Source organism: Dyella sp. OK004, from assembly GCF_900114495.1.
Lineage (GTDB): Bacteria > Pseudomonadota > Gammaproteobacteria > Xanthomonadales > Rhodanobacteraceae > Dyella_D.
Map to the genome: position 1 here is coordinate 951,736 of NZ_FOZI01000001.1, position 21,791 is coordinate 973,526.

General features: G+C 63.8%; 21 protein-coding genes. 15 read left to right on the top strand and 6 right to left on the bottom strand.

Annotated features, from left to right (window positions below; all coding sequences use genetic code 11):
* The first annotated feature begins 19 nt into the window (after window positions 1–19).
* Both bluB and BM338_RS04155 read left to right on the top strand, forming a co-directional pair.
* Complete coding sequence (bluB, locus tag BM338_RS04150) at window positions 20–721, top strand: 5,6-dimethylbenzimidazole synthase (RefSeq protein WP_090449548.1); 702 nt, start codon at window positions 20–22, stop codon at window positions 719–721.
* Window positions 722–774: 53 nt separating this feature from the next.
* The gene (locus tag BM338_RS04155; RefSeq protein WP_090449549.1) at window positions 775–1,716 is read left to right on the top strand and encodes a hypothetical protein; all 942 of its coding nucleotides are present in this window, start codon (window positions 775–777) and stop codon (window positions 1,714–1,716) included.
* A 37-nt stretch (window positions 1,717–1,753) separates the two neighbouring features.
* Here the strand turns inward: BM338_RS04155 and BM338_RS04160 are convergent, their stop codons facing one another.
* A complete protein-coding gene (locus BM338_RS04160) occupies window positions 1,754–2,785 on the bottom strand; it encodes an AI-2E family transporter (RefSeq protein WP_090449550.1) in 1,032 nt (343 codons plus the stop codon).
* Between the two features lie 156 nt (window positions 2,786–2,941).
* Here BM338_RS04160 and BM338_RS04165 point away from each other — a divergent pair, with 156 nt between their 5' ends.
* From BM338_RS04165 to ubiE, 5 genes are all read left to right on the top strand, one after another.
* A complete protein-coding gene (locus tag BM338_RS04165) occupies window positions 2,942–3,832 on the top strand; it encodes a 5'-nucleotidase, lipoprotein e(P4) family (protein ID WP_090449551.1) in 891 nt (296 codons plus the stop codon).
* Window positions 3,833–4,053: 221 nt separating this feature from the next.
* Window positions 4,054–5,139, top strand: a complete 1,086-nt coding sequence (locus tag BM338_RS04170) for a hypothetical protein (protein ID WP_255367182.1) — start codon at window positions 4,054–4,056, stop codon at window positions 5,137–5,139.
* A 22-nt stretch (window positions 5,140–5,161) separates the two neighbouring features.
* The gene (plsB, locus tag BM338_RS04175; protein WP_090449552.1) at window positions 5,162–7,816 is read left to right on the top strand and encodes a glycerol-3-phosphate 1-O-acyltransferase PlsB; all 2,655 of its coding nucleotides are present in this window, start codon (window positions 5,162–5,164) and stop codon (window positions 7,814–7,816) included.
* Window positions 7,817–8,094: 278 nt separating this feature from the next.
* Window positions 8,095–9,447 carry a metal-dependent hydrolase family protein gene (locus tag BM338_RS04180; RefSeq protein WP_090449553.1) on the top strand — a complete coding sequence of 451 codons (1,353 nt, stop codon included), beginning with the start codon at window positions 8,095–8,097 and terminating at the stop codon, window positions 9,445–9,447.
* A 56-nt stretch (window positions 9,448–9,503) separates the two neighbouring features.
* The gene (gene ubiE / locus BM338_RS04185) at window positions 9,504–10,259 is read left to right on the top strand and encodes a bifunctional demethylmenaquinone methyltransferase/2-methoxy-6-polyprenyl-1,4-benzoquinol methylase UbiE (RefSeq protein ID WP_090449554.1); all 756 of its coding nucleotides are present in this window, start codon (window positions 9,504–9,506) and stop codon (window positions 10,257–10,259) included.
* Between the two features lie 10 nt (window positions 10,260–10,269).
* Here the strand turns inward: ubiE and BM338_RS04190 are convergent, their stop codons facing one another.
* Entirely contained in the window at window positions 10,270–11,529 is a 1,260-nt protein-coding gene (locus BM338_RS04190) for a hypothetical protein (protein ID WP_255367183.1), read from the bottom strand.
* A 357-nt stretch (window positions 11,530–11,886) separates the two neighbouring features.
* On the opposite strand from BM338_RS04190, the gene BM338_RS04195 reads away from it, so the two are divergent.
* The 3 genes from BM338_RS04195 to BM338_RS04205 all read left to right on the top strand — a co-directional run bounded on the left by BM338_RS04195 (window position 11,887) and on the right by BM338_RS04205 (window position 13,801).
* The gene (locus BM338_RS04195; protein ID WP_090449556.1) at window positions 11,887–12,525 is read left to right on the top strand and encodes a TMEM175 family protein; all 639 of its coding nucleotides are present in this window, start codon (window positions 11,887–11,889) and stop codon (window positions 12,523–12,525) included.
* Window positions 12,526–12,539: 14 nt separating this feature from the next.
* Window positions 12,540–13,190: a Pr6Pr family membrane protein gene (locus tag BM338_RS04200; protein ID WP_090449557.1), complete on the top strand. Its 651-nt coding sequence runs from the start codon at window positions 12,540–12,542 to the stop codon at window positions 13,188–13,190.
* Window positions 13,191–13,252: 62 nt separating this feature from the next.
* On the top strand, window positions 13,253–13,801 hold the full coding sequence (locus BM338_RS04205; protein ID WP_090449558.1) for an NMCC_0638 family (lipo)protein: 549 nt from the start codon (window positions 13,253–13,255) through the stop codon (window positions 13,799–13,801).
* Between the two features lie 4 nt (window positions 13,802–13,805).
* Here the strand turns inward: BM338_RS04205 and BM338_RS04210 are convergent, their stop codons facing one another.
* Genes BM338_RS04210 through BM338_RS04220 form a run of 3 tightly spaced genes read right to left on the bottom strand, consistent with a single transcriptional unit; the run spans window position 13,806 to window position 15,731 of the window.
* Window positions 13,806–14,489, bottom strand: coding sequence for a glutathione S-transferase N-terminal domain-containing protein (locus BM338_RS04210; protein ID WP_090449559.1), 684 nt, complete (start codon window positions 14,487–14,489; stop codon window positions 13,806–13,808).
* A gap of 18 nt (window positions 14,490–14,507) precedes the next feature.
* Window positions 14,508–14,804, bottom strand: a complete 297-nt coding sequence (locus BM338_RS04215; protein ID WP_090449560.1) for a cupin domain-containing protein — start codon at window positions 14,802–14,804, stop codon at window positions 14,508–14,510.
* Between the two features lie 3 nt (window positions 14,805–14,807).
* On the bottom strand, window positions 14,808–15,731 hold the full coding sequence (locus tag BM338_RS04220; protein WP_090449561.1) for a DMT family transporter: 924 nt from the start codon (window positions 15,729–15,731) through the stop codon (window positions 14,808–14,810).
* A gap of 111 nt (window positions 15,732–15,842) precedes the next feature.
* Between BM338_RS04220 and BM338_RS04225 the strand changes: the two genes are divergently transcribed.
* The 3 genes from BM338_RS04225 to pip all read left to right on the top strand — a co-directional run bounded on the left by BM338_RS04225 (window position 15,843) and on the right by pip (window position 18,124).
* Entirely contained in the window at window positions 15,843–16,346 is a 504-nt protein-coding gene (locus BM338_RS04225) for an Lrp/AsnC family transcriptional regulator (RefSeq protein WP_090449562.1), read from the top strand.
* A gap of 258 nt (window positions 16,347–16,604) precedes the next feature.
* A complete protein-coding gene (locus tag BM338_RS04230) occupies window positions 16,605–17,123 on the top strand; it encodes a lipocalin-like domain-containing protein (RefSeq protein WP_090449563.1) in 519 nt (172 codons plus the stop codon).
* Window positions 17,124–17,170: 47 nt separating this feature from the next.
* Window positions 17,171–18,124 carry a prolyl aminopeptidase gene (gene pip / locus BM338_RS04235; RefSeq protein ID WP_090449564.1) on the top strand — a complete coding sequence of 318 codons (954 nt, stop codon included), beginning with the start codon at window positions 17,171–17,173 and terminating at the stop codon, window positions 18,122–18,124.
* A 53-nt stretch (window positions 18,125–18,177) separates the two neighbouring features.
* On the opposite strand, the gene BM338_RS21310 is transcribed toward pip, so the two are convergent.
* Window positions 18,178–18,906: a hypothetical protein gene (locus BM338_RS21310; protein WP_143109236.1), complete on the bottom strand. Its 729-nt coding sequence runs from the start codon at window positions 18,904–18,906 to the stop codon at window positions 18,178–18,180.
* Window positions 18,907–19,042: 136 nt separating this feature from the next.
* On the opposite strand from BM338_RS21310, the gene BM338_RS04245 reads away from it, so the two are divergent.
* Together BM338_RS04245 and BM338_RS04250 are read left to right on the top strand one after the other, a co-directional pair.
* Window positions 19,043–19,684, top strand: coding sequence for a glutathione S-transferase family protein (locus BM338_RS04245; protein WP_090449565.1), 642 nt, complete (start codon window positions 19,043–19,045; stop codon window positions 19,682–19,684).
* Window positions 19,685–19,914: 230 nt separating this feature from the next.
* The gene (locus BM338_RS04250) at window positions 19,915–21,771 is read left to right on the top strand and encodes a M1 family metallopeptidase (protein WP_090449566.1); all 1,857 of its coding nucleotides are present in this window, start codon (window positions 19,915–19,917) and stop codon (window positions 21,769–21,771) included.
* Window positions 21,772–21,791 lie beyond the last annotated feature (20 nt).

Sequence of the window (21,791 nt, forward strand, 5' to 3'; positions counted from 1 at the left end):
CTCGCGGCGAGGACACCCCATGAGCAAGCACGCTTTTCCCGAGCCGCAGCGCGAAGGTCTTTACCGCGCCATCCACGCACGCCGCGATGTGCGCTCGCAATTTCTGCCCGACCCAGTCCCGCCCGACGTTCTTGCGCGTCTGCTGCGCGCGGCGCATCACGCACCCTCGGTCGGCTTCATGCAGCCGTGGGATTTCATCGTGATCGATCGCCTGGAGACCAAGCAGGCGATCAAGGCGCTGTACGACCATGCCAACGCCGAAGCGTCGGGCCATTACGACGGCGAACGCGCCGCGCTTTATCGGCGCCTCAAGCTCGAAGGCATCGTCGACAGCCCGATCAACCTTTGCATCACCTGCGACCGTACACGTGGCGGCCCGCATGTACTGGGGCGCGATACCGTGCTCGACGCCGACCTGTTCAGCACCTGCCTCGCGGTGCAGAACCTGTGGCTGGCCGCACGTGCCGAAGGCATCGGCGTGGGCTGGGTCAGCATTCTCTCGCCCGCGCGGCTGGCCGATCTGCTTGGTCTGCCCGAGAACGTCGTCCCAGTGGCGTATCTGTGCATCGGTTACGTTACGGAATTCCTGCCACGCCCCGAACTTGAAACAGCCGGATGGCGCTCGCGCCTGCCTTTGGATAGCTTGATGCACGGCAATCGCTGGGGCGAGCCCTTGCTGGATACGCCCTTGCTCGATGCCATCGCAGACACACAACCCTGATCGCACAGCCACGTTGATGTGACACTGGCGACTCGCCCCTACAAGGAAGTTCAATGAATCGCGCACAGCTCCAACGCACCAACCTGCCCTGGCTCGCCGCCGCTACGGCTGTACTGATCGCGATACTGCCGTTCCTGTTTACCTTGAAATTCATGCTGGCCCGGCGCGCTGAAGGCCAGGATCCAGCGGTGTTGTGGATCATGCTGGCAACGTTCGGCAGCGGCCTGCTGTTCAAAGGGTGGGTCGCCTTTCTGATCGCCCAATGGAGGGGTGAGCGGCGGGGTGAACTGGCTTTTCGCCGGCCCGCGCTCCTCATGCTCGCTTTCGCCGTCGGCCTGTTGGTGTGGATAGCGCTGACCACCTTGTTTTACCAGGTCGCCTTTGTGGCCTTGCATCGATCCGGCGGCAGCATCTCGTTGATGAATGTGGTGTCGACCCTGCTGACCCCGCTGTTGAACACCCTCGGGATCTGGCTGGCCTGGTCGATCGCCACGCGACTGCTGCGCAACGATGTGCTGCCGCCACTGGCGCAGCCGAACATGGCCCCGCGCATCGCCGGTCTCGCCGCGCTGGGCCTGGCTGTTGTCTTGCTCTGCGCCACGTCTTTCGCGCTGCCGACCCTTACGCTCGCCATCCCCGATGCCGGCATGAGCCTGCTTGCTTACTGGAGCAGCGCCATCCTGCCCGTGGTCCTCGCGTTCGTGGGTGCGCTGCTTGGCTTGCGTAGCGGCGTGCATGCCGTGTACGGCGGGCGCATGTTAGGCGCCACCTTGGCGGCCATGGTGTCTGCCGGCCTGCTGTCCTATGGCTGCTTCGTGCTGACTTCGGATCTGCTGGTGCCCCAACTCGGCCTGTCGGGCGGCGTGGCGGCAACGCTGTGCGTGATCGTGCTGCTCGCCGGCATCGTCGGCAGCTATGGGCTGTGGATGCATGTCTTCTATCGCAGCGTGCGGCGTGGCGCCGCCGCGGGCACGCCACCACCGCTACATTCCTGAAGCCGCGCCAGTCCTCTAGGCGCAGGAGGCGGCAGACCTACAGCAGGTTTTCCGCTTCCAGTTCGCTCTTCAGATACGCGTAGTAGATCGGCGCCGCCACCAGGCCGGGCAGGCCGAAGGCGGCCTCCATCAGCAACATGGCGATCAGCAGTTCCCACGCGCGCGACTTGATCTGTGTGCCGACGATGCGCGCGTTGAGGAAGTACTCGAGCTTGTGGATCAGAATCAGGAAGCCCAGCGCCGCCACGCCCACGCCCAGCGATACCGACAGGCCGGCGATGGTGATGGCGGTGTTGGAAATCAGATTGCCGATCACCGGCAGCAAGCCGACGATGAAAGTAATCACCACCAGTGTTTTGGCCAGCGGAATGTGGATGCCCATCAGCGGCAACACGCCGAGCAGGAAGATCGCGGTGAAAACGGTGTTGATCAGCGAGATCTTGATCTGCGCGAACACGATGTTGTGGAAGGCCTCAGCCAGTCGTTGGCAACGCTGGCCAAGCGCCGCGGCCAGCGGCCCCACCTGATGCGGCGGGCGCGCCCGGCTCAGCGCCACGATGGCACCCAGCACCATGCCAATGATGATGTGCACGAACACGCGCGCGGCTTCCTTGCCCAGCGATTGCAGGCTCACCGAATGCTTGCGGGTCAGCTCCAGCGCCATCACGCGCAGATCGTCCACGCTGTCCGGCAGCCAGCCGACCACCGCGGCCGGCAGCTGCTGGCGCGCCTTCTCCACCAGCGGCATCAACTGTTGCTGCCAGAGCAGTTCCGGGTTGCCGAGTTCATTGCGGAAGAAGCTGATCGCACCAAGGATCAGCAAGGTCAGCAGACCCACCACGATGGCCGCCAGCAGCGCCACCACCAGCACACGGGCGCGGTCGCTGGGCACGCGTTTGCCAAGCAGCGGCGCGGTGGACTGCACCAACTCATACACCAGCAAACCCGCCAGCAGCGCCGGCAGCAGATGCAGGTGCAACACCAGCAGCAGGGCCAGCGCCATCAGTGCGTAGGTGACGGCGCGAATCACCGGCGTGGGCTGGCGCGGTAAGGGCAGCGACGATTCCATGAAATCTTGCGGCAGTCCGGGGAGCCCGCAGTCTGTCAGCAGCGTGTGGCAGCCGCTACCCCTATCGATTGCACGTTCAGGGGCGGGCGCCCTGGACATGGCCCTGTCGTAAACTTCCGCGATTCTGTTTGTCTGCACGCATCTACAGGGACCCTCATGCATCTACGTCTGCCGGCGACGCTGCTCGCCTTCACCCTGCTCGCCGCCTGTTCGGCCCATACGCCGGTCAAGCCGGCCGCCGCCGCTCAGACCAGCGCGACCGCACTAGCCGCGCCCGTGGCGGACGACAATCTCAACGCGGTGGCCTGGAGCCAGACCGCGATCGAGCATGACCTGATCTACCTGCAGACCTATCGCGATGCCCAGGCCCGCTTGCTGGCCGCGATGAAGGACAAGGCCTGGGACGCCCTGCCCAAAGACGACCGCGTCGCCCCGGCCAAGGGCCTCAAGCCCGCCGTGGTACTGGATATCGACGAGACCGTGCTGGACAACTCACCCTATCAAGCCCGCCTGATCAAGAGCGGCGGTGAATTCAACGAAGCCGATTGGGCCGCCTGGTGCAAGGAACAAAACGCCCGCGCCCTGCCCGGCGTGGTCGAATTCACCCAGTTCGCCGCCAAGCACGGCATCGCCGTCATCTACATCTCCAACCGCGCCAAAGATCTGGACGAGGCCACCCTGGGCAATCTGCGCAAGGCCGGCCTGCCGGTTTCCGGTCCCGAAGCCTTCCTAGGCCTGGGCACCTTTGTGCAGGACTGCGAACAGGTCGGCACCGAGAAGGGTTGCCGCCGCCAGCTGGTTAGCCGCAAATACCGCGTCTTGATGCAGTTTGGCGACCAGATCGGCGATTTTGTGACCGTATTGGCCAATAACGCTGGAGGCCGCCAGAAGGCCATGGCCCCCTACATGTCGTGGATCGGCAGCCGCTGGTTCGTGCTACCCAATGCCACTTATGGCTCGTGGGAGCCGGCCATGTTCAACAACGACTGGAGCGCGCCGCGCGACGAGCGTCACCGCTTGAAGGTCAATGGCTTACGCTTCGACTGACATTTACAATTCATATAAATCAATAAGTTATGCGATAGAACATAAAGTATTGCCTTAGCTTTGCGGGTGCGGTTAAGATCGACCCCGCCAACACCTGCTGACCTTCAAAATTCTGCGGGCAAGGCCATTTCCCTTCCGGCTCTGCCGGATTACCCCGTGAGGCCAAACGCCCGCGGGGTTTTCTTTTTTGTGGCCCCGGTCGAACCTCGGATGCGTGGCCCTTGTCTGTCATCAGCCGCGCCGCTTACGCTCCGCCGCTCACCGCACGCCTATCCCGCCTGGCGTCTGCCGCCACCTATCGCGAGATCCGCCCCATGCGTCCCACTTTCTTTCGCCGCACCTTGTACGTGCTGCTCGCCCTGCTGGCCCTGGCCGCCTGCCACAACAAGGACAAAGAGCAGCAAGCCGCACAGCCCGGCGGCGAAACGCCGGAGGCTGCCGTGCAGCAGTCGGTGGCTCTGATCAAGGCCGGCGATTTCGCCGGCTTCTGGAAGCACGCCCTGCCACCGGCCGACTACGCCACCCTGCGCACCGACTGGCCGCGCGAGCGTCCCGACCAGCCGCCGCTGAGCGCTGAAGACCGCGCCGACTTCGCCGCCAAGCTCAAGGAATTCACCGAGCCGGGCGCGGAGGACAAGCTGTCCGCCCAGGCCAAGGTCAAGCTGACCCAGCTGCAGCAGCAATACAGCGACCAGCTGCCGGTGATGATCGGCATCATGCAAGGCATCGCCCGCGCCAGCATCGAGCAGGGCAAGGACATGAGCGCTCCGCAGAAGAAGCAGGCCGCCGACATCCTCAATATCGTCGCGCCCTGGGCACAGCAGGTGCCGTGGTTCGATCAGGCCAAAGCCAAGCAATCGATCGGCATCTTCGTCGCCACCGCCCGCAAGCTCGATCTCAAGAGTGCCGACCAGCTGCGCGCGATGGATTTCGACACCGCCATGCAGAAGTACAACGTCGGCTACCTCGGCTTGAAAGACATGCTGAATATCTATGGCCTATCAGTGGACGACACCCTGAACTCGGTCAAGGTCAGCACCCTGGAAAACGCCAACGGCCACGCCCGGGTGAAGATCGACTACACCCTGCTGGGCAAGCCGGTCAGCACCGAATCCACCCTGATCCAGCAGGACGGCCGCTGGTACAGCGAGGACATGCTGCAAAACGTGCGAGAAGCGCATGCGCGGCTGATGGCACCCGCATCCGCCGGCAGCACACCTGCCCCGGCCAGCAGCACGCACGTGATCGCCCAGGCGCCGGCTACCGCCAGCAGCACAGCCAAACCGGCGGCGGCAGCGAAGCGCTAAGCCCACCCAGTACAATGCGCGGATGCTGAATATGTCGACCGCGGAATCTCCCGCCCGCAGCCGCGCGCCCTGGTGGTTCAACCTGGCCGGGCAACTGCTTGAACCCTGGGTGCGCATCCGGCGCGATCCGGCCGAGCCCGCCACTTTGCTGCAGCCGGGCGCGCCCATTTGCTACGTGATCGAGCGCGACGGTTTTTCCGACGCGCTGATCCTGGAGCGCGCCTGCCGCGAAGCTGGCCTGCCTAGCCCGATGCAGCCGCTCAGCGGCACGCGCCGCAAGCGCTCGGTGTTCGCCCTGGCCCGCCGCGACGGCTGGCTGTTTGGCCGCAACCGCAAGCGCGCGCCCAACGAACCGCTGGGGCAACTGGTGCGTTCGCTGGAAGGCGATCCGGAGCGCGATATCCAGATCGTGCCCGTCTCCATCTATGTCGGCCGCGCGCCCAACCGCGAATCCGGCTGGTTCAGCGTGCTGTTCTCCGAAAACTGGGTAATGGTGGGCCGCTTCCGCCGCATGCTTGCCATGCTGCTCAACGGCCGCGACACGGTGGTGCATTTCTCTGCGCCGGTGTCGTTGCGCACTGTATTGAACGAAGCCGGCGACGTTCGCCCCGAACGTTTCGCGCGCAAGATCGCCCGCGTGCTGCGCACCCACTTCCGGCGCATCCGCGCGGCGGTGATCGGCCCCGATCTCTCGCATCGCCGCACCATGGTCGACGCCGTACTCAACGCCGAGCCGGTGCGCGAAGCCATTGCCGCCACCGCCGCAAAAGAAAACATCAGCCACGCCAAAGCCTGGCGCAAGGCGCAGGGCCTGGTGATGGAGATCGCCGCCGACTACTCGCACCCGGTGGTGCGCTCGGTGTCGTTCCTGCTCTCCAACTTCTGGAACAAGCTGTACGACGGCATCGCCATGCACCACTTCGACAAGGCCCGCGCCGCGGCGCCGGGTCATGAAGTGGTGTACGTGCCCTGCCACCGCAGCCATGCCGACTATCTGCTGCTGAGTTACCAGCTGCATCAGGCCGGCGTGGTGGTGCCGCACATCGCCGCCGGCGTGAACCTCAACCTGCCCGGCATTGGCCCGATCCTGCGCCGTGGCGGTGCGTTCTTCCTGCGCCGCAGCTTCAAGGGCAATGCGCTGTATTCGGTGGTGTTCAACGAATACCTCGCGCAGCTGATCGACCGCGGCGTGCCGATCGAGTACTTCATCGAAGGTGGCCGTTCGCGTACCGGCCGCCTGCTGGCGCCACGCGCCGGCATGCTGGCGATGACCGTGCGCGCCTTCCTGCGCGCACCGCGCCGACCAGTGCTGTTCCAGCCGGTATACATCGGCTACGAAAAGCTGATGGAGGGCAAGAGCTACGCCGGCGAACTCTCCGGCAAACCGAAGGAAAAGGAATCGCTGATCGGACTGCTGCGCGGCCTCAAAGTGCTGCGTCAGCGCTACGGCCACGTCGCACTCAACTTCGGCGAACCGATCGAACTGAACCCCCTGCTCGATGCGGCCAGTGCCGAGTGGCGTGCGACCACCACCGATCCGGATGCCAAGCCCGAATGGCTCGGCCGCGTGGTGGACGATCTTGCCGACAAGATCCAGATCAACATCAACCGCGCCGCCGACGTAAACCCCATCAACCTGCTCGCACTGGCCCTGCTGGCCACACCCAAGCATGCGATGGCGGAGAACGACCTGCTCGCGCAGATCGAGTTGATGAAGGCGCTGCTGGAAGAGCTGCCCTACTCCGACCGCATGACGCTCACCCCGATGGACCCGGCCGGCGTCATCGCCTACGGCGAGCAGATGGGCTGGATCCGCCGCGTGCGCCACCCGCTCGGCGATGTGCTGGTGACCGAAGGCGAGCAGGCGGTACTGCTCAGCTACTTCCGCAACAACGTGCTGCATCTCACCGCCACCGCGGCGTGGGTAGCCTGCTGCTTCCTCAACAACCGCCGCATGTCGCGCGCCTCGGTGCTGCGCCTGGGCAAGATCATTTACCCGTTCATCCAGGGTGAGTTGTTCCTGCCGTGGGATGCCGAAGGTTTCGGTACACAGCTACAAGCCACCATCGATTTCTTCGTGCGCCGCGGCCTGCTCGAATCCGGCGGCGAAGGCCGCCTGTTGGAACGCGGCCCCGGCCAGGACGATGCGGCGTATCAGCTCAAGGTGATCGCACGCAGCCTGATCCAGGCCTTCGAGCGCTACTACATCACCATCGCCGCCTTGGTGAAGAACGGCCCGCACACCCTCACCGGCGCCGAGCTGGAAAACGCCTGCACGCTCACCGCGCAGCGCCTGGCCCTGCTCAACGAATTGTCGGCACCGGAATTTTTCGACAAGGCGCTGTTCCGCGGCTTCATCCAGAAGCTGCGCGAAAGCCGCATCGTGTGGACCGACGAAGCCGGCAAGCTCGACTACGACAGCGCACTGGAAGTGATGGTGCGCGATGCGCGCGTGATCCTTGCCCGCGAAGTGCGCCACTCGATCCTCAAGATCACCCCGGGCGGCGACGGCGAGAAAGAAACGCCCGCGCCGGCACCCGAGGCTGACCACTTGCCAGCAGACATCTCCAGCGAAGCCCTGCACGAGCGCCACGTGCGCGCCGAGCACGAAGCGCATGCGCATCATGTGGCGTCTGCCGAATCGAAAGACGGTGAGCGCGAAACGCCCGGGTCCTAAGTCCACGCAGTCTGATTAGCGCCGAATGACTTTCTCCTCCCCCTGTTCGCAGGGGGAGGCCGGGAGGGGGTAGGCCCTTGAGAAAGCCTCTCCTGAAACGCTTTCTCAAGTACTCACCCCCCCATCCCTCCCCTGTCCCACGGGACTAGCTTCGCGTCGCGAGCAGGGGAGGGGGCCAACGGCCCACGCAGATGAAATTCCACGCACGCTGACTTTCGTCACGGGTGACGGCGGCCCGCGAGTCTGCCTAGGATGCGGCTTCCGCCAAGGGGGTCGCCATGTCCGCACGTCTCGCCATTGCACTTGTCGCAGCCGCCGCCCTGCCCGTTGTCGCGACGGGTGCAGATGCTCCAAGCAGTCATGACATCAGCGTGCTGCATTGCGCACGCCTGTTCGACCCCTCGGCCGGAAAAATGCTGGGCGAGACCACGGTGATCGTCGAGGGCGATCGCATCAAGGAAATCCGCGCAGGCGCCGTCGATCCCGAGTCCTATCGCCAGGCCGCCACCGGCGGCCACTTCAGCTACGTCAATTTCACCGACGCCACCTGCCTGCCCGGCCTGATCGACTCGCATACCCACCTGACCTCCGAAACCAGCCCCACTGGTTACACCGACCAGTTCCGCTGGAACACCGCCGACTACGCCATCCGCTCCACTGTCTACGCAAAGCGCACCCTTTTGGCCGGCTTTACCACCGTGCGCAATCTCGGCGACAACCAGAATGAATCGATCGCGCTGCGCAACGCGATCAACGCCGGCATCGTCCCCGGTCCACGCATCTACACCGCCGGCAAAGCCATCGGCTCTACCGGCGGCCACGCCGACCCCACCGACGGCTATCGCATGGATCTGGCCGGCGACCCCGGCAGCAAGGACGGCATCATCAACAGCCCGGAAGACGCGATCAAAACCGTGCGCCAGCACTACAAGGAAGGCGTAGACCTGCTGAAGATCATGCCTTCCGGCGGCGTACTGGACGAAAGCGCCAGCGTGGACAACGCCCAGATGACCATCGAGGAAATCAAGGCGGTGGTCACCGCCGCGCATGACTACGGCTACACCGTGGCCGCCCACGCGCACGGCGCCGAAGCCATCCGCCGCGCCGTCATCGGCGGCGTCGACTCAATCGAGCACGGCACTTTCATGAACGACGAAGACATGAAGCTGATGAAGGAACACGGCACCTGGTACGTGCCCACCATCGTGGCCGGCAAATATGTGCAGCAAATGGCCGAAAAACCGGGCTACTACCCGCCCCAGGTAGCGGCCAAGGCCAAACAGGTCGGCCCCATCATCCAGGCCACCGCCGGCAAGGCCTACAAGGCTGGTGTGAAGATCGCCTTCGGCACCGATGCGGCGGTCTATCCGCACGGCCAGAACGCGCGCGAATTCCAGTACATGGTGGAGGCCGGCATCCCGCCCATGGTGGCGCTGCAGTCCGCCACCACCCATGCCGCCGAACTGCTGCACAAGTCGAACGAGCTGGGTCAGATCGCCGTCGGCCGCCATGCCGACGTGATCGCCGTGCCCGGTAACCCCCTGGACGACATCACCGCCATGCAGCGGGTGAGCTTCGTCATGAAGGACGGTGTCGTCTACAAACAGAACGGCGCAACAGTGGGCGAATAGGCGGCCTATCACCGCAGGCCAGGGCGCCGGCAAGGGCCATCCTGTAGCATGTGCGCATGAGCGAACAGCAACCCAAAACCACCCATTTCGGTTTCCGCGACGTCCCCGTCAGCGACAAGCAAAAGCTGGTCGGCCAGGTGTTTACCTCGGTGGCGCGCAGCTACGACCTGATGAACGACCTGATGTCGTTCGGCGTGCATCGCCTGTGGAAGCGTCACTTTGTCGCCATCAGCGGCGTGCGCAAAGGCGACCGCGTGCTCGACCTGGCTGGTGGTACCGGCGACATCGCCGCGCTGCTCAAGCCCGTCGTCGGCGCCGAAGGTGAAGTGGTCGTCGGCGACATCAACGCCGCCATGCTCGGCGTCGGCCGTGATCGCATGACCGACCGTGGCCTCGTCTCCGGCCTGCGCTGGGCCCAACTCAACGCCGAAGTACTGCCCTTCCCCGACAACAGCTTCGACGCCGTCACCATGGCCTTCGGCCTGCGCAACGTTACCGATAAAGACAAAGCGCTCGCCGACATCTGCCGCGTGCTCAAGCCCGGCGGCCGCGCGCTGGTGCTGGAATTTTCCAAGGTGCAGAGCGACCTCTTCAGCAAGCTCTACGACTTCCATTCCTTCAAAGTGCTGCCGAAACTCGGCCAGCTCTTTGCGGGTGATGCCGACAGCTACCAATACCTCGCCGAATCCATCCGAAAGCATCCGGATCAGGAAACGCTGAAGGGCATGATGGAGCGTGCGGGCTTCGGCAAGGTGGAGGTGCGCAACCTCACCAATGGCATCGTGGCGATCCATCGGGCGTACAAGCTTTAAGCGCGATGCACTAGCGCTGCTCGGGTTCCCTTGATGGTGCGTCCTGCACCACGATGGTTTCCCGCTGCGGCGCCTTGTCCTTGTCGACGATGAAGCTCAACTGATAGCCACCAGGGCGAAGATAGAGCTCGCCGGAAGGCGCCTCTTGCGTGCTGCCGTACACATCCATCGGGCCGATGGACAGCGCGACCCGTGACAAGTCCAGCAGCAGGCGGTCAGCGGGTATCGCATCCGGTCCTTCACCGGCGTAACGCGCTTCGACTAGGCAGGGGTACCGCCCGTGGCAAGCATTGGCATTCACCTGATGTGTACGGCGCAAGCCGCCCAGGCTCAGCCAGGTAGGGCGTCCGCGCTGCAGCTTTTCCGGCGGAAAGAACACGGTGACGTCATAAGCAGCGCCAAGCGACCACGGCTTGCCTTCCGCATCGATGAAGACGATCGGTGCCTCGGGTTGCAGTTGCTTCATTACCGCCGTGTAGTAGGGATGATCATTCTTGCTCTTGGGCCGCGGATACATCGCGGTCTGATTGATCGATAGCATCGGTGCGGCCGTGAGCTTGTGCAGATGCTCTGCCATGGATCGGCCACCGAGGTAGCTGCCCGATTTCACGATATGGTCGTAGCCGGCCTGGACCACCAGCCGCGCGCGCGGATCGTGCGCGAATACGCTCTCGTAGAGGTGCCGCGCTTGTTCCGCCTCGCGCGCATCGGCGCTGCTGGCATCCGAAGTCGCTTCATAGGCGATCACTTTGAAACCGAGCTTCAGCGCCATGCGCACCATTTCCCCGTAGATGGGTTCTTCGGTGTAGAAGCCACTGTCTTCGGTGGGGTAACCGCGCGCCTGCAAACCAGTATCGCTTTGCATCAGCGTTTCGGCAGCGAAATAACGAAAGCCCTCCGCATACAGGCGGCTGAGCAGCTGCACGCTCAGGCTGCGCGTGAGCGCCACGTTGTGCGCTTCGTTGAGAAGTACGATCTGGTAATTCCTGGCCAGCTCGGGAATGGCGTCCAGCGCCGGACGAGCCGTATAGCCGCCTTCAGTCAATGGCGAAGGCAGGTCATCCGCTTGCGGGATCTGCGCGATCGAGAAGCTCCTTACGGCAGCCGGATAGTCGCCCAAAAAGCTCTGATACCAACTCAAGTACTGCCCAAAGATCAGGCGAAACGCTGCCGAATCATTGCTCGCGGCGGCCCGGCGCATCACCAGGTACTGCGTCAGCAAGCCCTTCTGGCGGCCTGCCTGGGCCAGAATATCGTCGGCCTTTTCCATGGCGGCAGTCTGTTGTGCCCGCCATGCTTCGGCCGACTGCGCATGGACGGCCGATGCTGCGCAGACCAGCCACAACATGCATGCGATGGCAGCGCGGTGGATCGCTACGGATTTGCCGCGAGCTACCCTGACACGAGGTATCCCATGCATTTGTCGGTCCTCCCGGCGGCATCATGCACCCGCTAAGGCTTGGCACCCAATAGCCACTTTCAGGCAATGCGGCGTAGCGACGCTGGCATTCAAAAACGGACCGAAAATGGGACGGAGGTAGTTAAATCCCTCCTGCCCATCATCCCCTAGACAACCCACCCAAGCTAACGCAGCATCCTGTGTCGAACTTAGGAGCAGCCCTTCTCCATGAGCACCAACGCCTCACAACTCGAGCGCCTCACCTTCTTCTCCGACGCGGTTTTCGCCATCGCCATCACCCTGCTCATCATCGAGGTGCATGTGCCGCATCTGAGCGTGCGGGACGATGCGGCCTACTGGCAGGCGTTGCGGGAGCTGCAGCCGAACATCATGGGTTTCATGTTGAGCTTTCTGGTGATCGGCGCGTTGTGGATGGCGCATCACCGGGTGTTCGGCATGCTGGCGGATTACAGCCCGAAGATCATGTGGCCGAACATGCTGCTGTTGATGGTGGTGGCATTCATGCCGTTCGTTACGGCGCTGATGAGTTCGAATCCGTTGGCGCGGGTGCCGCAGCTTTTCTACGCAGGCAGTTTGCTGCTGGCCGGGTTGTTGCAGCGGTGGCTGTTTGCGGTGGCGCTGCGCGCCCCTTACGTGCGCGAAGGCGTGCCGCCGGAAGAAGTCGCCGCCACGCGCTGGCGTGCCTGGGGCATGCCGACCACGGCGGCGTTGGCGTTGATTGCGGCGTGGTTCGCACCGGGCTTCAATGACTTCCTGTTTCTCGGGATTCCAGTGTTGGTGCGGCTGTATGCTGCGGCGGGCCGGCGTCATGCGCTGCGTTTGCAGACGGCGCCCGACAACGCCTGAATTCCGGAGCCGATATGCCTACGCGTTATCGCTGGTTCGCCACCTGCGCCGCCGTGCTCGGCTGGTTCGCACTTGTTCTGCAATTGCTGTTGTCGATCCAGCTGACCCAGTCCAACGGTCAGGGTGCGATGGCTGGCGTGTGGACTTACTTCGGCTTCTATACGGTGCTTACCAATATCCTGGTGGCGCTTGCTTTCACCGCAGGCGCAATTGGGCCGCGCGGCGCGGTCACGCGTTTCTTTGGCCGCCCCGGCGTCAACACCGCTATCGCGATGAGCATCGCTGTGGTGGGTGTCATTTATAACGTGCTGCTACGCAAGCTGTGGAACCCGGAAGGCTGGCAGTTGTTTGCCGACATGACGCTGCATGACGCGATGCCGCTGATCTTCCTCCTGTACTGGTGGCTGGCCGTGCCCAAGCAGTCGCTGCGCTGGTCGCAGGTGCTGGTGTGGCAGGTTTATCCAGCAGGCTACTTTGCGTATGTATTGGTGCGCGGGGCGTTCAACAGCTGGTATCCCTATCCGTTTCTCGACGTGACCGCGCTGGGCTACGCCAGCGTGGTGGGTGATGCCCTGCTGGTACTGCTGTTCTTTATCGCAGTGGCCCTGGTGCTGGTAAGCCTGGGTCGCTGGCAGGCGCGGCGGACCGTCGTGCAGCCAGCCTGAAACACGTCGTCATGGGCTTGCGGCAAAATGCGATGCGGCCATCGCCATCCACGGGAATCGCCATGCGTGTCTATTCGCTGCCAGCTGTTGTCGCTTTGCTCTTGGTATCGGCCAACGCCAAGACACAGGACGCTGAAGTCTCCGCGTTCTTCATGAAGCTCTACACCACGACCTGCATGAAGCACTACGCCAAGCCGGAAGCGCTTAGTGCGGAGTTCACCGCCGCGAAGACGCCGACCCTGCCGGACAAAACTGCGCGCGCTTTCCTCGGCGGCATGCCAGGCAAGGCGTGGCCGCAGCGTGGGCCGGGCGAGGGCAAGTTCGTGGTGTCGCTGCGGGACGATGGTGTTTGCGCGGTGTTCGCGCAGTACGCCGACACCGTTAATGTCGAGCAGCAGTTCACTGCGCTTGTCGCTACCAGTCCTGCGCCACTCACGTCATCACGCGAGCAGGACGATCACGGTATGGCGCCGACCGGTCCCATCCATACGCTGAGCTATGCGTGGGCGCGTTCTGGCGACAGCACCAAGCTGGTGTTTACCCTGACCACGGCAGTGTCACCGGATGCGCCAGTGCAGGCGATGGCGACACTGGCGCGAGTGACCAAGTAAGCCGTCAGCTTTTGCGCAGGTCTTCCAGCCATTCGCCAGCGAGATGAGCTTCGTCTTCGTGCGCGCAATCGCGCCAGGTTTCGCGCAAGGCGTCGGCGTACCAACGGCGAGCGGATGGCAGCTCACGCAACTGTCGCGCAAAGTCGGCGGCGGACGATGACACCGGCAAACCGTAGGTCTGGATGCGGTACGCCACCGGTACGTAGAACGCATCAACAGCGGTGAACGCAGCACCGGCCAGGAAGGGGCCGCCGAAACGCCGCAAGCCTTCGCTCCACAGCTCACCTAGGCGCGCCAGTTCCGTGCGGAAGGCCTCATCGATGTGATGCAACCGCACGCGCACGCCGCAGTTCATCGACGCATGCTGGCGCAGCGCACCGAAACCCGAATGCATTTCCGCCGCCGCGCAACGCGCCCAGGCGCGCGCCGTGGCGTCGGCTGGCCATACGCCGGGATGGCGCTCGGCCAGGTATTCGGTAATGGCAAGGGAATCCCACACCACGGTGTCGCCGTCATGCAGGCACGGCACTTTGCCATTGGGAGCGAACGTGCGGAAGCTTTCCCAATTGCTGCCCTGCCCGAACGGCACCAGGCGTTCCTCGAATGGAATGCCCAGCTCGCTCATCAGTACCCAGGGCCGCATGGACCATGACGAGTAGTTTTTGTTGGCGATGTAGAGCTTGTACATCGACGGGCTCCGTCACGGTCAGGTGTCGAGGATCAACAGCGTACCGTAGCTGCCCTCGCCCACGCTGTGCGGCACGCCTGCAGGTACGAGATAGATCTCGCCGGCGCCGACCCGCTGGGTACCGCCCTCGATCTCCAGCACCATTTCGCCGTCCAATACCAGCAGACCCTCGGCGTAGCCGTGACACTCCTCCAGGTAGGCGCGCGCGTCCATGCGCAGCAGCTTGAGCCGCCCCTCGCCGAACTGTGCGAGCACGCTGGATGACCAGGCCTGCGGCAGCTGTGCCGCCGCCTCGCTCAAACGGATCAACGCCATGGCTCAGCTCTGCTTGACGGGCGTCGCCACCACCGCCGCGGCGGGAGCCGGAGGACGGCGGCGCGCATTGGCCAGTACCACGCCACCCACGGTGATCGCACCACCGATCAGGGTCAGCACGGTCGGCCGCTCGCCCAGCCACACCCAGCCGATCAGCACCGCGATCGGCGGCGAGAAGTAGATGAAGCTGCTCACCTGCGAGGCGGTAGCGCGCTGCAACGCGGCGTTCCAGGCGATGTAGCCGATAAAAGTGGGCGCAATGCCCAGCCACAGCAGCGCACCGATATGCGAAGCCGGCGCCGCAGCCAGCGCATGCGGCAGACCCAACCCGAACGGCAGTGCGCCCAGCGTGCCGGCAAGGAAAGTAAACCCGGTGACGCCCAGCATGCTGTTACGCGCAAACAACGGCTTCTGGCCGACGAAGAAGATCGCTGAGGCCATCACGCTCACCAGCACTAGCGCCGCCATCGGCTCGAACTTCACGTCTTTGCCGCTGGCCAGCACCACCATCACCACACCCACTAGCGCTACGCCAAGTCCGGTCAAGGTGCGCGGCGACAAACGTTCGCGCACCCAGATCGCGGACACCGCGGCAGTAGCCGCCGGCACCAGCGAAATCAGGATGGCTGCCGTGCCGCTGGCCACGCGTGTCTCCGCGATATTGAGGCACAGGTGATAGGTAGTCAGGCCAATCACACCGAGCACGATCAGCTGCGGCCAGTCGCGACGGGCCGGCAGTGCAACGCGCTTCACGGTGAGCAGCACGGCGAAGCACAGCGTGCCAATGGAAAGACGCGCCAGCGCCACTTCGCCTGGGGTGAACGAAGCCAACGCATAGGCGATCGCGGCATAAGCCGACGACCAGGTAAGCAGGGCGATGCCGATATAGGTAAGGGCACGCCCGTCGAGGCGTTCCGGGGAGGACATTAGGGATGATTCCGTAGGAATAAACGTGCGAAATCGTAGCTCTGGCAGGAGCATGCAGGAATATTGAATCAGCGTACGATGGGGATGTTTCGCTAACGATCGAAGGATAAAATGAACGCACTGACCTTTGAATCGAAACCCATATGGGACAATAAGGATTGGCAGCTGCTGGAGGCCCTGCAACAGGATGCCCGCCAGGGCTACGCCGAATTGGGGCGCAAGGTGCGTCTCTCAGCGCCGGCGGTGGCCGAGCGGGTCAAGCGACTGGAAGAGGCCGGCGTGATTACCGGCTACCGAGCCGCTATCGATCCGCGCCGGCTCGGCTATGAGATCGAGGCGATGATCCGCCTGCGTTGCGACGGCGGTACCTGTGCCCGCGTCGGCGCGCTGGTGGCGGACGTGCCCGAAGTGCTGGATTGCCGTCGCCTTGCGGGTGAGGACTCGGCTTTGTTGCGGGTGGTGGCGATGTCCATTCCACACTTGGAAACGGTGCTCGATCGCCTGCTCAAGATTCATTCCAGCATCAGCACGACCACCTTGATCGTGTTGCAGACGTCGCATGAGAACCGGCCGTTGACGCTGGCGATGCGGAATGCGGCGGTGGCAGGGCGATAGTTTGTCGAGGGGAGAGGTTGTCGCAAGGGCTTACCCCCTCCCAGCCTCCCCCTGCAAGCAGGGGGAGGAGCTAGAGCTCGCGATAACGCACTCCCTCTCCTGCTCGCAGGGGAGGGCTGGGGAGGGGTAAGCCCTTGAAACACCGCTTCGCCGCACGATGGCTTTTTGTCATCACTGATATTCAATCCACGACCTGTCGGCGTGCGTTCCATACTGGCTAGATGTTCCCGGTCATCACCCCACCGAGGAACTCCCCCCATGCGTCTGCCGCTCGCCGTGTCCGCCCTGCTTCTGGGCCTCGCTACCCTGCGACCCGCACTCGCAGCGGAAGCATCACCACTCCAGGGCACCTGGACACTGACCGCCGCCGGATCGATCACCAGCGACGGCAAGCACGTGCCCGCCTTCGGCCCGAATGCAGAGGGACGGCTCATCGTGGATGCCAACGGCCGCTACACCCTGCAGATCTATCGCGGCAGCGCCGAGCCAGCCGACAAGGAACAACCCGCGAAGGTATTCAAGGCCGCGCAGTTGGTGAGCGCGCACTACGGCCACATCACGCTGGATCCGCAGCAGCATCTGCTCACTTTCAGCATCGACGCGGCGTACTCGCCGCATTCGAACGAGAGCGGCAACTACACGCCGAACTGGAACGGCACGATGCAAACGCGGCCCTACACCCTTAACGGCGACGATCTCAGCTACCAGGTACCGCCGACACCGGGCAATCCCGCCACGGCGATTTCGGTGTGGCACCGCGTATCGCCCGGCGCCTGAGCGCGCCATGCATTGCTATGCTCGCGCAGGCCACACGGAGTTTGAGCATGCGCGAGCTATATCCCGAGATCGAGCCTTACCGCACTCAACGCATCGCCGTCGATGCGTTGCATACATTGCATGTGGAGGAATGCGGTAATCCCAGCGGCCTGCCCGTGATCTTTCTGCATGGCGGCCCGGGTGCGGGCATCTCTACTTATCACCGCCGCTTCTTTGATCCGCAGCGCTATCGCATCGTGCTGTTCGATCAGCGCGGCGCGGGCCGCTCAACGCCGTTCGCCGAGCTGCGCGACAACACCACCTGGCATCTGGTGGCCGATATCGAAACCATCCGCGAAGCGCTGGGTATCGAGCGCTGGGTGGTGTTTGGCGGCTCGTGGGGGTCCACGCTGGCGCTGGCTTACGCGCAGACGCATCCGCAGCGCGTGCTGGGTCTCGTGCTGCGCGGCATCTATCTGGCGCGTCCGGAAGAAACCCTGTGGTTCAACGAGCTGGGGGCCGGCGCCGCGCGAATCCGGCCAGCCGAATGGCAGCGCTATGTAGCGCATATTCCCGAAGCGGAACGCGGCGACATGGTGGAGGCCTATTGGCGGCGCCTCGATAGCGAAGACACGCAGGTGCGCCTCGCCGCCGCCCTGGCCTGGGATGCGTGGGAGAGCAGCTGCATCGCGCTGGAGGACACGCCCTACGACACCAGCGAGCCCGATACGCAAGCCTCGGCGATCAGCAAAGCGCGCGCTGAAGTGCACTATTTCCGCCACGGCGCCTTCTTCGAACCGGACCAGTTGCTGCGCGACGCGGCCAAGCTACGCCACATCCCCGCCACCATCGTGCATGGGCGCTATGACCTGATCTGTCCGGTGAAAAACGCCTATGACCTTGCGGAAGCATGGCCCGAGGCGGATTTCCATGTGGTGCTGGCGGGTCATGCGGCCTCAGAGCCGGCGATCGTCGACGTGCTGGTGCAGGCCACCGACCACCTGGCCGACCGCTACTGCTGAGGCACGGACTGCCGGTTTGTCGCGCACAGGGTGCGCTCCTACAGTAAGTAATCTCAGCGCAGCACGACGTAGCTGCGCTTGAAGTTCACCGGTTGCAGATCCGGCACGCGCCACTCGGCGGACACGGTCAGCTGTTTGCCATCAGGCGACATCGCCCAACTCTGGTTGAGCTGCGAGCCGTCGGCGAAACGGAATGAGATCAGCAGCTGATCACCCTCGCGGCGGCCGCTGACCATGGCGTTGCCGTTCAAGGCCTGGCGCGTCTGGCCGTCCAGCTTCACGTCCAGTACCTGGCCATCGTTGAGCCGCAGCTGGATGGCCTTGGCATCCTGCTGCACCAGCAGCACCGAATCGGTCTTCAGCAACGGCGGCAGCGGATAGTCCTTGTGGAAGCTTTCACCGCTGCTGTCGTCTGTCGATGCGGACTTGCCGCCCTTGCCACCGCGCATGCCATGGCCACCACCACCCATGCCACCGCCGCCCATCCCGCCATGGCCCATACCACCGCCCCGGTGCCCGCCCTGCGGGTGATCGGCTGAGGGCGTTGTCGCCGGGGTGCTGTCCGTTGACGGCGGCGCTTCCTTGCGTGCCGCGTCGCGCATCAGGCCGGTGACGGTGTCGGCGCTGTCGCTGTTGCGATCATCCAGCCGCCATGCACCACTGTAGTTCGCCGGCTGCGCGGTTTGCGCATGGGCGGTGGAGGCCAGCCAGGCGCCAAGCAGCATCAGGAACACGGCCAGGCCGAGGCAGGATTTCAAAATCGCGACAGAACGTGGCGGCATGGAGGTGTCGTGCAAGCGGATGTCCAAAAGATGACGCGCCGGGCGCGATCCGGTTGACACCAGGCCGCAAGAAACGGAGAGCGGGTGGCATGTGTTTTCGTCAGACTGACTGTGTTTCTTCATGCGGAGTCCCCCAATGCTGACCCTGTACGACTACCTGCCCTCGCAGAACGGCTGGAAGGTGCGCCAGTTGCTGCAACAACTCGGCAGACCCTACCAGAGTGTGCAAATCAGCATCTTCGAAGGTGAGGGACAGACTGCGGAGTATCTGCGCATCAACCCTACCGGTACCGTGCCTGCGATCCGGCTGGAGGATGGCCGCGTACTGGCCGAGTCCAACGCGATCCTTGCCTATCTGGCCGAAGGCACGCCTTACCTGCCCGCCGATGCGTTCGGACACGCTAAAGTTCTGCAATGGCTGTGCTTTGAACAGGAACGGGTGGAGTCAGTGATCGGCTCGCTGCGCTTCTGGACCCTCACCGGCAAGCTGCCGCACCGGCCGCAGGCGTTGATCGACCTGAAACGCCGACAGGGGCAGCGCGCGCTGGACATCCTGGAATCCGAACTGGCGACGCGGCCTTTCCTTGCTGGCGACAGCTACACCATCGCGGACATCGCGGTGTTCGCCTATGCCAGCCGAGCGGAGGAAGCTGGCTTTGCGCTGGGGCTCTATCCGCAGTTTCGTGCGTGGATGGCGCGGGTGGAGGGGCAACCGGAGTTTTTGGCGACGATGTACCCATATTCAATCGATCCGCATGCGGGCAGGGAGTTGCGCTGAGGCGCTTCACACAAGTGCAGGTTTTCGTTACTGGATTCCGGCCTGCGCCGGAATGACGAGCAAAAAGTGCTAGCTGCCTATCTATCGTCATTCCGGCGTAGGCCGGAATCCAGTAGCAGTGACCTCTCATGGAGGCAGAACACAACGGGCGCCCCAGTGACCACCGCCACAAGCCTCCCCGGCAACGCCGATGGCATACTCGGCATTCCCGTTTCTGGAGTCGCTTCCTCATGCGCCTGCTCTCCGCCCTTGCCGTCGGCGCGTTCACGCTGCCGCTGACCGCCTTCGCCACCGACCCGCATTCCTACGCCCAGCCCGACCAGGTGCGCGTGACGCATCTCGATCTGGACCTGAAGGTCGATTTCCCGCACAAGCAGCTCGACGGCCAGGCCACGCTGAAGCTGGACTGGAAGAACCCCAAGGCGCAGTCGCTGGTGCTGGATACGCGCGACCTGAAGATCGCCAAGGTCGAAGCGCTCGACGCGAACGGCAAGGCCACGACGCTGAAGTACGCGCTGGCGCCGCGCGACAAGCAGCTCGGCAGCAAGCTCACCATCGCCACACCGCAGCATCCGGCGCAGGTGCGCATCGTCTACACCACCGCGCCGACGGCATCTGGCCTGCAGTGGCTGACACCGGAGCAGACGGCGGACAAGAAACTGCCCTTCATGTTCTCGCAGTCCGAATCCATCCATGCGCGCTCGTGGGTGCCGCTGCAGGATTCCCCAGCTATCCGCTTTACCTATAAAGCACACGTCACGGCACCCACGGACGTGCGTGTGACGATGAGCGCCATCAACGACGCCAAGCATCCGCTGGATGGTGACTTCAGCTTCAACCAGCCGCATCCGATTCCATCGTATCTGCTGGCCATCGCCGCTGGCGATCTCGCGGTGAAAGAAACCGGCCCGCGTTCGGCCGTGTACGCGGAACCCAGCGTGGTCGGCAAGGCCGCGCATGAATTCGAAGATACCGAAAAGCTGATCGGGGCCACCGAGAAGTTGTATGGCCCGTATGCCTGGGATCGCTACGACCTGCTGGTGCTGCCGCCGTCGTTCCCGTTCGGCGGCATGGAAAACCCCAACATGACCTTTGCCACGCCGACCGTGCTGGTGGGCGACAAGAGCCTGGTTTCGCTGGTGTCGCATGAGCTGGCGCATTCGTGGTCGGGCAACCTGGTGACCAGCGCCGCCTGGCGTGACATCTGGCTCAATGAAGGCTTCACCACCTACGTGCAGGGCCGCATCACCGAAGCCGTGTACGGCAAGGCACTGGCCGACGAGGAAGCGCTGCTTTCCGCACGCGCGCTGCAGAAAGAGCTCGGCACCATGTCGCCCAACGCGCAGCGCCTCGCGCCGGAGCCGCGCGGCATTGACGCCGACGACGCGCTGTCCAGCGTGGCCTACGACAAGGGCTCATGGTTCCTGCGCACGCTGGAGCAGCGCTTCGGCCGCGAAACCTTCGATGCCTACCTGAAGGGCTACTTCGCCCACTTCGCGTTCCAGAGCATCACCACCGAGCAGATGCTGGACTATCTCAAGGCCAATCTGTTCGACAAGAACCCGGGCAAGATGGATTGGGAAGAGGTGAAGGCCTGGGTGTACCAGCCGGGCGTTCCGAAGAATGCGCCGCTGCCGGATTCACCGCGCTTTGATGCCATCGACAAGGAACGCACCGCCTTCCTCGGCGGCACGCTGGTCGCCGACAAGCTCGACGCCAAGGGCTGGAACACGCAGGAGTGGATGTACTTCCTCGACGGCATGCCCGATGTCGCTCCGCTCGACAAGCTCAAGCAGCTCGATGCAGCATGGCATCTCACCGGCACGCCGAACGCGGAGATTGGCATGCGCTGGTATAGCCACGCCATTGCCGCTGGCGACAAGGATGTGTGGAGCGCCGCCGCCGAACACATGACGCGCATCGGCCGCTTGTACCTCACCACACCGCTGTACAAGGCCTTCGCTAAGACACCGGAAGGTCTCGCCTATGCCGAGCAGGTCTACACCAAAGCCAAGGCCGGTTATCACCCGATGACCCAGGATGCCGTCGAAGGCATTTTCGCCAAGGCGAAGAAGGCCAAGAAGTAAGCCTGCGTGTGCCGCTCCGC